Source organism: Serratia sp. NA_112.1 (assembly GCF_052691715.1).
The window spans coordinates 101383-114883 of record NZ_JBQZFO010000009.1; the positions used below are offsets into that span (position 1 = coordinate 101383).

At 53.8% G+C, this 13501-nt stretch carries 10 protein-coding genes; 2 read left to right on the forward strand and 8 right to left on the reverse strand.

What is annotated here, in order from left to right:
- Positions 1–35: 35 nt before the first annotated feature.
- The 7 genes from rffG to trxA form a co-directional block, all read right to left on the reverse strand.
- The gene (gene rffG / locus ACUTQ5_RS17145) at positions 36–1103 is read right to left on the reverse strand and encodes a dTDP-glucose 4,6-dehydratase (RefSeq protein ID WP_445652222.1); all 1068 of its coding nucleotides are present in this window, start codon (positions 1101–1103) and stop codon (positions 36–38) included.
- On the reverse strand, positions 1100–2362 hold the full coding sequence (wecC, locus tag ACUTQ5_RS17150) for a UDP-N-acetyl-D-mannosamine dehydrogenase (RefSeq protein WP_445652223.1): 1263 nt from the start codon (positions 2360–2362) through the stop codon (positions 1100–1102). The genes rffG and wecC overlap by 4 nt, the downstream gene beginning before the upstream one ends.
- Positions 2359–3489 carry a non-hydrolyzing UDP-N-acetylglucosamine 2-epimerase gene (gene wecB / locus ACUTQ5_RS17155; RefSeq protein WP_261093006.1) on the reverse strand — a complete coding sequence of 377 codons (1131 nt, stop codon included), beginning with the start codon at positions 3487–3489 and terminating at the stop codon, positions 2359–2361. The genes wecC and wecB overlap by 4 nt, the downstream gene beginning before the upstream one ends.
- An 84-nt stretch (positions 3490–3573) precedes the next feature.
- On the reverse strand, positions 3574–4626 hold the full coding sequence (wzzE, locus tag ACUTQ5_RS17160) for an ECA polysaccharide chain length modulation protein (protein WP_445652257.1): 1053 nt from the start codon (positions 4624–4626) through the stop codon (positions 3574–3576).
- A 20-nt stretch (positions 4627–4646) separates the two neighbouring features.
- Complete coding sequence (gene wecA, locus ACUTQ5_RS17165) at positions 4647–5744, reverse strand: UDP-N-acetylglucosamine--undecaprenyl-phosphate N-acetylglucosaminephosphotransferase (RefSeq protein WP_445652224.1); 1098 nt, start codon at positions 5742–5744, stop codon at positions 4647–4649.
- Between the two features lie 313 nt (positions 5745–6057).
- Positions 6058–7317, reverse strand: coding sequence for a transcription termination factor Rho (rho, locus tag ACUTQ5_RS17170; RefSeq protein WP_004950874.1), 1260 nt, complete (start codon positions 7315–7317; stop codon positions 6058–6060).
- A 578-nt stretch (positions 7318–7895) separates the two neighbouring features.
- Positions 7896–8222: a thioredoxin TrxA gene (gene trxA / locus ACUTQ5_RS17175; RefSeq protein ID WP_445652225.1), complete on the reverse strand. Its 327-nt coding sequence runs from the start codon at positions 8220–8222 to the stop codon at positions 7896–7898.
- A gap of 117 nt (positions 8223–8339) precedes the next feature.
- Between trxA and rhlB the strand changes: the two genes are divergently transcribed.
- A complete protein-coding gene (rhlB, locus tag ACUTQ5_RS17180) occupies positions 8340–9626 on the forward strand; it encodes an ATP-dependent RNA helicase RhlB (RefSeq protein WP_445652226.1) in 1287 nt (428 codons plus the stop codon).
- A gap of 6 nt (positions 9627–9632) precedes the next feature.
- The gene (gene ppx, locus ACUTQ5_RS17185) at positions 9633–11129 is read left to right on the forward strand and encodes an exopolyphosphatase (RefSeq protein WP_445652227.1); all 1497 of its coding nucleotides are present in this window, start codon (positions 9633–9635) and stop codon (positions 11127–11129) included.
- A gap of 337 nt (positions 11130–11466) precedes the next feature.
- Here the strand turns inward: ppx and rep are convergent, their stop codons facing one another.
- Positions 11467–13491 (reverse strand): DNA helicase Rep, encoded by a 2025-nt coding sequence (rep, locus tag ACUTQ5_RS17190; RefSeq protein ID WP_012004628.1) that lies wholly within the window; start codon positions 13489–13491, stop codon positions 11467–11469.
- Positions 13492–13501 lie beyond the last annotated feature (10 nt).

Consider the following 13501-nt stretch of genomic DNA (forward strand, 5'->3'; position numbering starts at 1 on the left):
ACAGGGCCACCATTCGAACGGCAGCCCAGCTAAATTTAGTCGGATAAACCTAAACGTTCACCCGCATAGGAACCGTCCTGAACGCGACGCCACCAGGTTTCATTGTTCAGATACCAGGAAACCGTTTTGCGGATGCCGCTTTCAAAGGTTTCCTGCGGATGCCAGCCCAGCTCCCGGTCAATTTTTCCGGCATCGATCGCGTAGCGCATATCATGGCCTGGACGATCCTTGACGTAAGTAATCAGGTCGCGGTATTTCACAACGCCCTGTGGCTTGTTCGGAGCCAACTCTTCCAGCAGATCGCAGATAGTTTGTACCACCTCAATATTCTTGCGCTCGTTGTGGCCGCCAATATTGTAGGTTTCGCCAACCACACCTTCGGTAACCACCTGGTACAACGCACGAGCGTGGTCTTCCACATACAGCCAATCACGCACCTGCGCCCCATCGCCATACACCGGCAAGGGTTTACCGGCAACGGCATTGAGGATCACCAACGGGATCAGTTTCTCAGGGAAGTGATAGGGGCCGTAGTTATTGGAACAATTGGTGACCAGCGTCGGCAGGCCATAAGTACGCAGCCAGGCGCGAACCAGGTGATCGCTGGAAGCCTTCGAGGCCGAATACGGGCTACTTGGCGAGTAAGGCGTGGTTTCGGTGAACAAATCGTCCGTGCCGTGCAGATCGCCGTACACTTCGTCGGTGGAAATGTGATGGAAGCGGAAGCTCTGCTTTTTCTTCGCGTCCAGCGGCTGCCAATAATGGCGGGCCGCCTCCAGCATGGTGTAAGTACCCACCACGTTGGTTTCAATAAATGCCGCCGGGCCGTCGATAGAACGGTCAACGTGGCTTTCTGCCGCCAGATGCATGATCACGTCTGGCTGGTACTCGGCAAACACCCGATCCAACGCCGCGCGATCGCAGATATCCACCTGTTCAAACGAATAGCGTGGGTTGTCGGCCACCACCGAAAGCGACTCCAGATTGCCCGCGTAGGTGAGCTTATCCAGTACCAGGACGCTGTCCTGCGTGGCTTCGATAATATGCCTCACGACCGCAGAGCCAATAAAGCCGGCGCCTCCAGTGACTAAAATACGTTTCAACGCCAAACCCCTTTGGTATCCACAACCCAGGAATGCGTGATCTCTTCCGGCTTGATTGCCTTGAATTGCTTATGGTCGACCAGCATCACTATCACATCCGCCTGCTGCAACGCTTCTGGCAACTCTTTCAGCGTCACGTGGCCAGCCAGCGATTTCGGCAGTTGCTCCACGTTTGGCTCAACGACCAGCGTCTCGCCCACGTGCCAATCGGCAATCAGGTGTGCGACTTCCACCGCCGGACTTTCGCGCAGATCGTCGATATTCGGTTTGAAGGCCAAACCAAAGCAGGCAATTTTCACTTCTGAGGCACGCTTGTCGGTCGCCGCCAGACAGTCGGCAACGGCCGCTTTCACGCGATCAACCACCCACAAAGGTTTTCCGTCATTCACCAGACGCGCAGTATGAATCAAACGTGCCTGCTGCGGGTTTTGCGACACAATAAACCAAGGATCGACCGCAATGCAGTGGCCGCCGACGCCAGGGCCTGGCTGCAGGATATTCACCCGCGGATGGCGGTTGGCCAAGCGAATAAGCTCCCAGACATTGATCCCCTGATCGGCACAAATCAACGACAGTTCGTTGGCAAAGGCGATGTTCACATCACGGAAGCTATTTTCGGTGAGTTTGCACATCTCCGCAGTGCGGGAATTGGTAATCACACACTCGCCTTCGAGGAAAATCTTGTACAACGCGCTAGCGCGCTCCGAACATTTTGGCGTCATGCCGCCAATAACACGATCGTTCTGAATCAGCTCAACCATCACCTGCCCTGGCAAAACGCGCTCTGGGCAATAAGCAATGTTCACATCAGCGGCTTCACCAGCCTGCTGCGGGAAGCTGAGATCGCTGCGCGCCTCGGCCAGCCACTGCGCCATCTGCTCGGTGGCGCCGACCGGAGAGGTGGACTCCAGAATAACCAGGTCGCCCTTTTTCAGCACCGGTGCCAGAGATTTGGCTGCGGCTTCGACATAGGCCAGATCCGGCTCATGGTCGCCTTTAAACGGCGTTGGTACCGCGATCAGGAAAGCATCTGCCGCCAGAGGTCGGGTCACCGCCTGCAGATAGCCGCCGTCTACCGCGTCTTTAACCACTTTATCCAGATCGGGTTCAACGATGTGGATCGCGCCGCGATTAATGGTATCTACCGCATGTTGGTTAACATCTACGCCCACCACTTTTTTCTTGCGGGAGGCAAACGCCGCCGCCGTTGGCAGACCGATATAACCCAGGCCGATAACCGAAATAGTGTTAAAACTCATAGTGTCACCTGATGATTCTTCAAAGCTTCGAGAATACGTTGGCAGGCATGCCCGTCACCGTAAGGGTTATGCGCCCGACTCATGGCGTGATATTCGTCTTCGTCCGTCAGCAACCGGGTCACCGCATCAACTATTTTGGCTACGTCGGTTCCCACCAGACGCACCGTGCCCGAATCGACGGCTTCAGGCCGTTCGGTGGTGTCGCGCATGACCAGCACCGGTTTACCCAATGACGGCGCCTCTTCCTGAATACCGCCCGAGTCGGTCAGGATCATATAAGCGTTAGCCATCAGGTACACAAAGGGCAAGTAATCCTGCGGGTCGATCAGGATGATGTTATCAATCCCTTTCAGAATGCGGTTGACCGGCTCACTGACGTTGGGATTGAGATGCACCGGATACACCACTTGGGCATCAGAATGAGTGCGGGCAATTTCTGCCAGCGCACTGCAAATCCGCTCAAACCCGCCACCAAAACTTTCACGACGGTGGCCGGTCACCAGGATCAATTTTTTGTCGGCATCCAGGAACGGATAACGCTGTGACAGGCTGTCATGCAATGCAGCATCACCCATCACCCGATCGCGTACCCAGAACAGTGCGTCAATCACCGTATTGCCGGTGACGAAGATATGATCGTCCGGTATCAATTCGCGCAACAGGTTCTGGCGCGAATTTTCCGTCGGGGCAAAATGATACATCGCCAGATGACCGGTCAGCTTGCGGTTAGCCTCTTCCGGCCACGGGGAGTAAAGATCGCCGGTGCGCAGACCTGCCTCTACGTGCCCAACAGGAATACGCTGGTAAAACGCCGCCAAACTGGTCGCCAGTGTGGTGGTGGTATCACCATGAACCAGCACCACGTCCGGTTTGAATTCTTCAAGAACGCCTTTCAGGCCTTCCAGAATACGGCAGGTGATCTCACTCAATCCCTGGCCGGGCTTCATGATGTTCAGGTCGTAATCAGGCACTATCTCAAATAACCGCAATACCTGATCCAACATCTCACGATGTTGTGCCGTAACGCAGACTCTTGATTCAAAGGCTTCATCCTGAGCCAGGGCATGTACCAGCGGAGCCATTTTGATGGCTTCAGGTCTGGTGCCGAAAACAGTCAACACTTTCACAGCGAATCTCTTTTGGTCGGTTAACCGCAGGCGTACCTGCGAATTGGGCGCTTACGCGCCCTTCAGCGAATTATTATATTATTTTTAATTACGCGGCCGACGCACCAGGGCAACACCTGCGCCAACCAAAGCGCCCATCGCGCCCCACATGATCAACCAGAATATCCGCCGTGGGCTATCACGTTTTACCGGTTCTTCCGGGGTCCGCAAATAGCGGTAAGTCTGAAATTTCTCGTCCAACGTCGGGCCAACGTTCAATGTCGACAGCATCGCACGATTTTGATCGTAATCGAGATCGAAGGTTGGCCCTGAAGCCTGTAACCCTTCCAAACGCGCCTGCAGCATAGGTTTACCCAGCAGGAACAGGTCGGAGTCCGGCAGTTGCTCTGCCGGCGTATCGGTCTGAGTCCGGCTGATACCCTGCGTTTCAGCAATTTTCAGTGCCTGTTGAATGGTATTCAATTCACGCTTATACACTGCCGCCGCCACCGCTTCCTGACGCTTGACCTGCGCCTTCATCGAGGTGGTACGTGCCGCCCAGGCACCCTGGATCTCTTCGTTCAAATGTTGCGCCGCCCGGTGACTGGCGAACGCCACATATTGACGTAACAGACGGTTGGCATCGGCTGCCGTTTCCGCCGTCAGCTTCACGCCGTCGTTCGGCACTTTTTTATCATCACGCGGCGTGAACTGAATGTTGTTGATCAGTTCGTCGAGCAAGGCCGCATCGGCAGCGGCATCGCCTTCCTGGCGCTGCTTGTAATAATCGCTCTGCAGCCAGAAATCACGACGCGTATCGTAGGCCGCCAACTGCATAATAAATTCATTATAGGCTTCGTCAGCAATGCCGGGTTGATCGGTGCTGGCGGCCGGTATGGTCCGCACATCCAGATTACGCAGGAATTGTTGCTGGGAATAATACCCCCCCAACGCATTCACAGTTGGCCGGTCGGTAATCGCCGTCGCACTCCACTCCTGTTTCACCAGGTAGGAAACCATCAATGCAACCGCGGCGAATAAAACCGCAATACCGATAATCCATGGCTTACCACGCCACAGGGTGCAGCACAGGCCGCGAATATCGAGTTCGTTATCCACCGCCGGGATATTCTTGTCAGACCTTGTTTCTGGATTCATCACTGCCCAAAAGCCTCTGGTTAAGATACTTGCTTATTGCCGTTCGAACGCCGCAGACGACGCTTGATACGCTTAATGTAACGTGCAACACGCCAGGCGCGTTTAATGCAGTAACCGTATAAGAAGAAGGCAAGCAAGAATAATGCCAACATAACCCATTCAGGGATAAAAGTAAGGCGTTCGCCAAGCACGCCGATGGCCGCCAGCAAGGCTGCCGCCAGGGTAATCAACACGAAGGCCTGCCGTGGCGTAAAGCCCGCTCGCATAATCAAATGGTGAATGTGTTGGCGGTCTGGAGAGAAAGGGCTCATCCCTTTGCGTAAACGGCGGTACATGATCGCAATCATGTCCATCAGCGGGATGGCAATAATCCACAACGCGGTAACCGGATTGATGGAGTGAGCTTTGCCCTGCGAACTTTGCAGTAAGAGCCAAATGGCGGTGAAACCGATCAGCGTGCTGCCAGCATCCCCCATAAACACTTTATATCGGCGGCCAAGAATGCCGAGGTTAAGCAGAATATAAGGAACGATGGCGGCAATCATTGCGAAGCACCAGAAGGCCAGTTCAGAATGGCCGCTCAGGTACAACAATACGCCCAGCGCACCGAAAGACACGCACGATAGCCCACCCAGCAGACCATCAATGCCGTCAACCATGTTAAAGGCGTTGATGGCTGCCCAGACGGCAAACAGCGTGACCAGATAGCCAAACGGCCCCAGCAGCATTTCCCAATCGCCCAGCACATGACCAAAACTGCGCAGGTAAAGCCCGGCGAAAACCATCATCGCGATACCGACCAGTGCCTGAACCAGCGCACGAATTTTAACGCTGATATCAAAACGATCGTCGAGAGCACCGACGAACACTAATATCCCGGCACAGACGAGGTAGAGTTTGCCATGCGCAATCGTTTGGTCAGAGATAAGGAAGGCAAAGCACAGCCCGGCATAAACAGAAATACCCCCAACCAGAGGGATCAGCCCCTGATGGCGTTTACGGTAATTAGGTTTATCAACCAGACCAATACGTTTTGCTGCTTTACGGGCAACAAAGAGAAAAGCCAAAGAAAACAGGAAAACAAATAGAATTTCAGTACTCATAGTGAGTAAGTTCACAGTTAACAAGATCTCTGTAGAAGATAAGGCAGCTTAACACGGGCGACAGGTTGCGCCATGGTATCCCGCTACCTTTCAGTCATTTCCTATGACGACAGTCATTCATTCTTATTCCACCGTGTTTGCCCACTGTTTCGGCAGTAACAATGCGCGAACGACAAAACGTCGAGCGCAAATAAGATGAATTCTCAGTAAGTCACGAAAATAACTTACGTTTCCATTTCTGTTACTTATCGTATCTTCCAAAAGCAAAAAACGCCACGACTAGGCGTGGCGTTCCTGGAATATTTACTCAATTATGAGCGCATCGTCATTATGAGCGCTTCATCATATCGAAGAATTCATCGTTGGTCTTGGTCATGGCCAACTTGTTAATGAGGAATTCCATCGCATCAATCTCACCCATCGGGTGAATGATTTTACGCAGGATCCACATTTTCTGCAGTTCTTCAGAGGTGGTGAGCAATTCTTCTTTACGGGTACCAGAGCGGTTGTAGTCGATAGCAGGGAATACGCGCTTCTCGGCAATTTTACGCGCCAGATGCAATTCCATGTTGCCGGTACCTTTAAACTCTTCGTAGATAACTTCGTCCATTTTCGACCCGGTATCGACCAGTGCGGTAGCGATGATGGTCAGGCTGCCGCCTTCCTCAACGTTACGTGCCGCACCGAAGAAACGCTTGGGACGATGCAAGGCATTGGCATCCACACCACCGGTCAACACTTTACCAGAAGCCGGTACCACGGTGTTGTAGGCACGCGCCAGACGAGTGATGGAGTCAAGCAGGATGATCACGTCTTTCTTGTGCTCAACCAAGCGCTTGGCCTTCTCAATCACCATTTCTGCAACCTGAACGTGGCGAGATGCCGGCTCGTCAAAGGTAGAAGCGATAACTTCGCCCTTCACCAGACGCTGCATCTCGGTCACTTCTTCCGGACGTTCGTCAATCAGCAGTACCATCAGCACGCAGTCTGGATGGTTGTAAGCGATGCTCTGCGCAATGTTCTGCAGCAGCATGGTTTTACCGGCTTTCGGCGGAGCAACAATCAGACCACGCTGACCACGACCAATCGGCGAAGCCAGGTCCAGCACGCGTGCTGTCAGGTCTTCGGTTGAGCCGTTGCCACGTTCCATCCGCAGACGGGAGTTGGCATGCAGTGGGGTTAAGTTTTCGAACAGGATCTTGCTACGGGCGTTTTCCGGTTTGTCGTAGTTAACTTCGTTAACTTTCAACAGGGCAAAGTAGCGCTCGCCTTCTTTTGGCGGACGAATCTTACCGGAAACGGAGTCACCTGTACGGAGGTTAAAACGGCGGATTTGGCTAGGGGATACGTAGATGTCGTCGGGGCCTGCAAGGTAGGAACTGTCTCCAGAACGGAGGAAACCAAATCCATCCTGCAATATCTCCAACACGCCATCGCCGAAGATATCTTCTCCACTTTTTGCATGTTGCTTAAGGATAGAGAAGATAATGTCCTGCTTGCGCATGCGGGCAAGGTTTTCCAGCCCCATATTTTCGCCGAGAGTAATCAGCTCAGAAACCGGCGTATTCTTTAATTCGGTAAGATTCATAGTGGTGGGTTCTTAAACTCGGGGTATGTCTCGAACTTACATCGTGAATGGTATGGCAGCGGGATATCTCTTCCGGCTTTCTGGTGGTTGCGTTGGCTTCCCTTGTTCATCCCAAAACTTAGCGGACTAAGCTGCGAAGACGCTTTCGGTTGCCGACTGGCCACACCTTGAAATCCATTGGATATTCGTGCCTGTTTACTGGACGTTCGATCACCGGGCGCTGAGCCGTCACGGTAAGAAATGGCTTACAGAGGACGCGCGCATTGACGGTTTAAGATCGAAGGTACCTTAAAATTGATTTTGCAAAACCGTTTGATTGCTAAAACGCGGGCTGAGTTCATTTTTTCTTTCAACGCCAGCGGTTCAACACAGAGTAAAGCTTTAGATTTAGACTCTTTAGATTTAAAACTTCGGGCAAGTTCTATATGCAGTATGGTTAAACTTAGCACGCTTCTTGGCAGGCGTCTAGCGGTGAATTGAACATCCCCGCCAGACGCCTGTATATCCCCGTTGTCTCTCACGCGACAGCGTTTTTAGCCGCCGCATCACATCCATTGGGTATAGGGCTTCCCGCCCGATTACAGATTCGCGTTAAGGAAATCTTTGAGCTGACCTTTGGACAGCGCACCAACCTTGGTCGCGGCCACTTCACCGTTCTTGAACAGCAACAGCGTAGGGATACCACGGATACCGTACTTGGGTGCGGTTGCCGGGTTCTGGTCGATATTCAGCTTGGTGATGGTCAGCTTGCCTTCGAACTCATCGGCAATCTCATCCAGAATCGGAGCAATCATCTTGCACGGCCCACACCATTCAGCCCAGAAATCGACCAGGATTGGCCCTTCAGCTTTCAGCACGTCGGTGTCGAAGCTGCTGTCAGTCAGGTGAATAATTTTATCGCTCATGTTCTACTCCAAAGGATTGTGTCTACCTTGTTGGTGTAGCATTAACCAACCTAAGGTGACTTTATTTCACCGGATACGCTTTCGTAAAGCAATAGTTAGCTGATATTCTACCACACTATGAGCAAAACACACTTGACCGAAAAGAAGTTTTCCGACTTCGCCCTGCACCCGTTAGTCCTTGAAGCCCTTGAAAAGAAAGGGTTTCAACATTGCACGCCTATTCAGGCGTTAGCATTGCCGCTCACGCTCTCTGGGCGTGACGTTGCAGGTCAGGCGCAAACCGGTACCGGAAAGACGTTGGCATTTTTAACGTCTACTTTTCACTATTTGCTTTCTCACCCGGCGAAACAGGATCGCAAGATCAACCAGCCGCGCGCCTTGATCATGGCGCCAACGCGTGAACTCGCGGTGCAGATCCACTCCGATGCGGAAGCCCTGTCCCAATCCACCGGCCTGAAAATGGGTCTGGCGTACGGCGGCGATGGCTACGACAAACAGCTGAAAGTGCTGGAAAGCGGCGTGGATATCCTGGTGGGGACTACCGGTCGTTTAATTGATTACGCCAAACAGAACTATATCGATCTGGGCGCGATCCAGGTTGTGGTGCTGGATGAAGCCGACCGCATGTACGATCTGGGCTTTATCAAAGACATTCGCTGGTTGTTCCGCCGCATGCCTGCGGTCGATCAACGCCTGAACATGCTGTTCTCTGCCACCCTGTCCTATCGCGTACGCGAACTGGCTTTCGAGCAGATGAACAACGCTGAATATGTTGAAGTGGAACCGGAACAGAAAACCGGCCACCGCATTAAAGAAGAATTGTTCTACCCGTCCAACGAAGAAAAAATGCGTCTGCTGCAGACGTTGATCGAAGAAGAGTGGCCTGACCGCTGCATCATCTTCGCCAACACCAAGCACCGCTGTGAAGACGTTTGGGGCCATCTGGCTGCCGATGGTCACCGCGTAGGCCTGTTGACCGGCGATGTGGCGCAGAAAAAACGCCTGCGTATTCTCGATGACTTCACCAAGGGCAACCTCGATATTCTGGTCGCCACCGACGTCGCCGCCCGTGGCCTGCATATTCCATTGGTTACCCACGTTTTCAACTACGACTTGCCTGACGACTGCGAAGACTACGTTCACCGTATCGGTCGTACCGGCCGTGCCGGCGAAAGCGGTCATTCCATCAGCCTGGCCTGCGAAGAATACGCGCTCAACCTGCCGGCGATCGAAACTTATACCGGCCATAGCATTCCGGTGAGCAAGTACAACAGTGATGCATTATTGAGTGACCTGCCTGCACCGAAACGCCTGGCACGCCCACGCGGCGGCAACGGCCCACGCCGTAACTCCGCGCCACGTCGTGGCGGTGCGCCACGCAATAACCGTAAACGTTCAGGCTGATAGACCATGCTCAGTTCCAGCGCACTTTATGCCGCTATCGACCTTGGCTCCAACAGCTTCCACATGTTGGTGGTGCGCGAGGTGGCCGGCAGTATTCAGACTTTGGCGCGCATCAAGCGCAAGGTGCGTCTGGCGGCCGGGCTGGATCAAAACAATCTCCTGTCGCATGAAGCCATGCAGCGCGGCTGGCAATGCCTGAAGTTGTTCTCCGAACGCCTGCAGGACATTCCACGCGCACAGATCCGCGTGGTCGCCACGGCCACGCTGCGTCTGGCGTCCAATGCCGATGAGTTTCTGCAAACCGCAGAGCAAATTCTCGGCTGCCCGATCCAGGTGATCAGCGGTGAGGAAGAAGCACGGCTGATCTACCACGGCGTTGCCCATACCACCGGCGGTCCGGACCAGCGTTTAGTGGTCGATATCGGCGGCGGCAGCACTGAACTGGTCACCGGTACCGGCGCACAGGCGGCTCAGCTGTACAGCCTGTCGATGGGTTGTGTCACCTGGCTGGAGCGGTTCTTCAGCGATCGCAATCTGGGGCTGGAGAATTTCGAGCGGGCCGAACAGGCTGCGCGTGAAATGGTGCGTCCCATCGCACCACAGCTGCGTCAGCACGGCTGGCAAATCTGCGTCGGCGCTTCCGGCACCGTCCAGGCGCTGCAGGAAATCATGGTGGCACAGGGCATGGATGAACGTATCACCCTGTCCAAGCTGCGCCAATTGAAACAGCGCGCCATTCAGTGCGGCAAGCTGGAAGAGTTGGAAATTGAAGGGCTGACGCTGGAGCGCGCTCTGGTGTTTCCAAGCGGGCTATCGATCCTGCTGGCGATTTTCCAGGAGCTGGGCATCGAAAGCATGATGCTGGCCGGCGGCGCACTGCGCGAAGGACTGGTCTATGGCATGCTGCATCTGCCAGTCGAACAGGACATCCGCAGCCGTACCATTCGCAACCTGCAACGACGTTATCTGCTGGATACCGAGCAAGCCGAGCGCGTCAGCCAATTGGCCGCCAACTTCTCGCAGCAGGTGAGCAATGAATGGCAATTGGATGCGCGATGTCGCGAGTTATTGCACAGTGCCAGTCTGATCCACGAAATCGGCCTCAGCGTTGATTTCAAACAGGCACCGCAACACGCCGCCTACCTGATCCGCCATCTGGATTTACCCGGTTTCACCCCGGCGCAGAAAAAACTGCTGGCCACCCTGCTGCAAAACCAGAGCAACACTATCGATCTGCCACTGCTGAGCCAGCAAAACGCCCTGCCGCCGCGTACGGCTCAACGTTTATGCCGGATTTTACGCCTGGCCATCATCTTTGCCAGCCGTCGCCGCGACGATACGCTGCCGGCGGTACGCCTGCGTGCCAATAATGATGATGAGCTGACGGTGATCCTGCCGCCAGGCTGGCTGGAACAGCACCCGCTACGAGCAGAGTTGTTGGATCAGGAAAGTCATTGGCAAAGCTATGTTCATTGGTCGTTGATGCTGGAAGAACAACGTTGATATGACAAGGGCGCCAATAGCGCCCTAATCTGATAACAAACACCCGAAAAACGTGGTTTTCGGATGTTTGGGGTAAATCAGAAGACATAATCCTTTATTTTTATTAGCCACCAGAACTTGGCTTTTAACCGCAAAGAACTTTGTCAGCAGTCTGAGGGCGCCAATAGCGCCCTTAGGTTGCTGACAAAGCAGGAAAAAGCGTGGTTTTTCCTGCTTTGTGGTGATCGGCCGAAAATCAATAAATTGATTTTCCTGATTTTTATTTATCGACCTCTACTCGCTCTGGGCAGGAATGAGGTTTGTCATCAGTCTGAGGGCGCCAATAGCGCCCTTATTTTTAACTTCCGCCTTTAGCCTTGGCCAACTGGGCGCGAATATTAGCCAGATGGCTTTGACCTTTTTGCATCCGTTCTTGCGGACTGACCACCTTACGTTCACTTTCCCACGCCAGGTCATCCTGCGGCAGCTCCAGCAAGAAACGACTCGGTTCCGGCCGCACCAGTTCGCCATATTGGCGACGTTCGCGACACAGGGTGAAAATCAGCTCTTTTTGGGCGCGAGTGATCCCCACATAGGCCAGACGCCGCTCTTCATCGACGTTATCCTCGTCAATGCTGCTCTGATGCGGCAGTAGCCCCTCCTCCATCCCCACCAGGAACACATAGGGGAACTCCAGTCCTTTGGAAGCATGCAGCGTCATCAACTGAACCTGATCCAGCTCCTCGTCGCTTTCGCCGCGTTCCATCATGTCGCGCAGGGTAAAACGCGTTACCACCTGGGTCAGCGTCATTGGCTCATCCAGCTCGCTGCCTTCAAGCATTTCTGTCATCCAGCCGAACAGGGTATTGACGTTTTTCATGCGCATTTCGGCGGCTTTCGGGCTGGGTGAGGTTTCAAACAGCCAGCTTTCATAATCTACGCCGCGGATCAGATCGCGAACCGCGGCTATCGGTTCACGCTCCGCCAATTGGGCAATACCGTCCAGCCAGTGAGTGAAGCGTTGCAGCGATTCTAACCCACGACCGGTCAGGTGCTGGCTCAGGCCGAGATCGAAACTGGCTCGGAACAGGCTTTTGTTACGTTGATTGGCCCATTCTCCCAATTTTTGCAGCGTTGCCGGGCCAATCTCACGCTTTGGTGTGTTAACGATACGCAGGAAAGCGCTGTCATCATCCTGGTTAGTCAGAACACGCAGGTAGGCCAGCAGATCCTTAATTTCCGGCCGCGAGAAAAACGAGGTGCCGCCAGAAATTTTGTAAGGGATGCGGTTTTGCATCAGCATTTTTTCAAACAGCCGTGACTGATGGTTACCACGATAAAGGATCGCATAATCGCCGTAGTTGGTTTTCTTCACGAAGTGATGGGCAATCAACTCCCCGACAACGCGCTCGGCCTCATGATCCTCATTATTGGCGGTCACCACCTTCAGCTCTTCACCGTAACCCAGCTCGGAAAACAGCCGTTTTTCAAATACGTGCGGGTTATTGGCGATCAGGATATTCGCCGCCTTCAGGATACGCTCGCTGGAGCGGTAGTTCTGCTCCAGCTTAATCACCTGCAACGCCGGAAAGTCTTCCTTCAGCAGCACCAGGTTTTGTGGTCGCGCACCACGCCAGGAGTAAATCGACTGATCGTCGTCCCCCACCACGGTGAAACGCGCGCGGTTACCCACCAGCAGTTTCACCAGTTCGTACTGACTGGTATTAGTGTCCTGATATTCATCCACCAACAGGTAACGAATGCGGTTCTGCCAGCGTTCGCGCACTTCTTCATTGCGCTGCAGCAGCAGAGTTGGCAGCAGGATTAAGTCGTCGAAATCCAGCACGTTACAGGCACGCATATGCGCGTGATACAGGCCGTAGCAATGCGCGAACAGCTTGTCGCGTTCTGAACGCGCCAGCTCCATTGCCTTCTGGGGATCGACCAGGTCATTCTTCCAGTTGGAGATGGTGGAAATCAGCTGCGCCACCAGCGTCTTGTCATTCTCCAGCCATTTCTCGGTCAGTTCTTTCAACAGCGCCAGTTGATCCTGATCGTCGAAAAGTGAGAAGTTGGACTTCATCCCCAGCGCGACATATTCACGTTTGATGATTTCCAGCCCCAGCGTGTGGAAAGTGGAAATCATCAGTCCGCGTGCTTCTTTGCGCCCCATGGTTTGCGCCACACGCTCTTTCATTTCGCGCGCAGCCTTATTGGTAAAGGTCACGGCGGCGATGTGCCGCGCCTGATAACCACAATTGTGGATCAGGTGAGCGATTTTGTTGGTGATGACGCGCGTCTTGCCGGAACCGGCACCGGCCAGCACCAGGCAGGGCCCGGTAACGAATTCGACGGCTTGTTGTTGGCTGGGGTTTAATCGCATGGCGCTTTAT

What these genes read in the sequence shown, in the direction of transcription:
- wecC (WP_445652223.1), bottom strand. Translation starts at nt 2,362, where the DNA reads ATGAGTTTTAACACTATTTCGGTTATCGGCCTGGGTTATATCGGTCTG.
- wzzE (WP_445652257.1), bottom strand. Translation starts at nt 4,626, where the DNA reads ATGAATCCAGAAACAAGGTCTGACAAGAATATCCCGGCGGTGGATAAC.
- rho (WP_004950874.1), bottom strand. Translation starts at nt 7,317, where the DNA reads ATGAATCTTACCGAATTAAAGAATACGCCGGTTTCTGAGCTGATTACT.
- trxA (WP_445652225.1), bottom strand. Translation starts at nt 8,222, where the DNA reads ATGAGCGATAAAATTATTCACCTGACTGACAGCAGCTTCGACACCGAC.
- rhlB (WP_445652226.1), top strand. Translation starts at nt 8,340, where the DNA reads ATGAGCAAAACACACTTGACCGAAAAGAAGTTTTCCGACTTCGCCCTG.
- ppx (WP_445652227.1), top strand. Translation starts at nt 9,633, where the DNA reads ATGCTCAGTTCCAGCGCACTTTATGCCGCTATCGACCTTGGCTCCAAC.
- rep (WP_012004628.1), bottom strand. Translation starts at nt 13,491, where the DNA reads ATGCGATTAAACCCCAGCCAACAACAAGCCGTCGAATTCGTTACCGGG.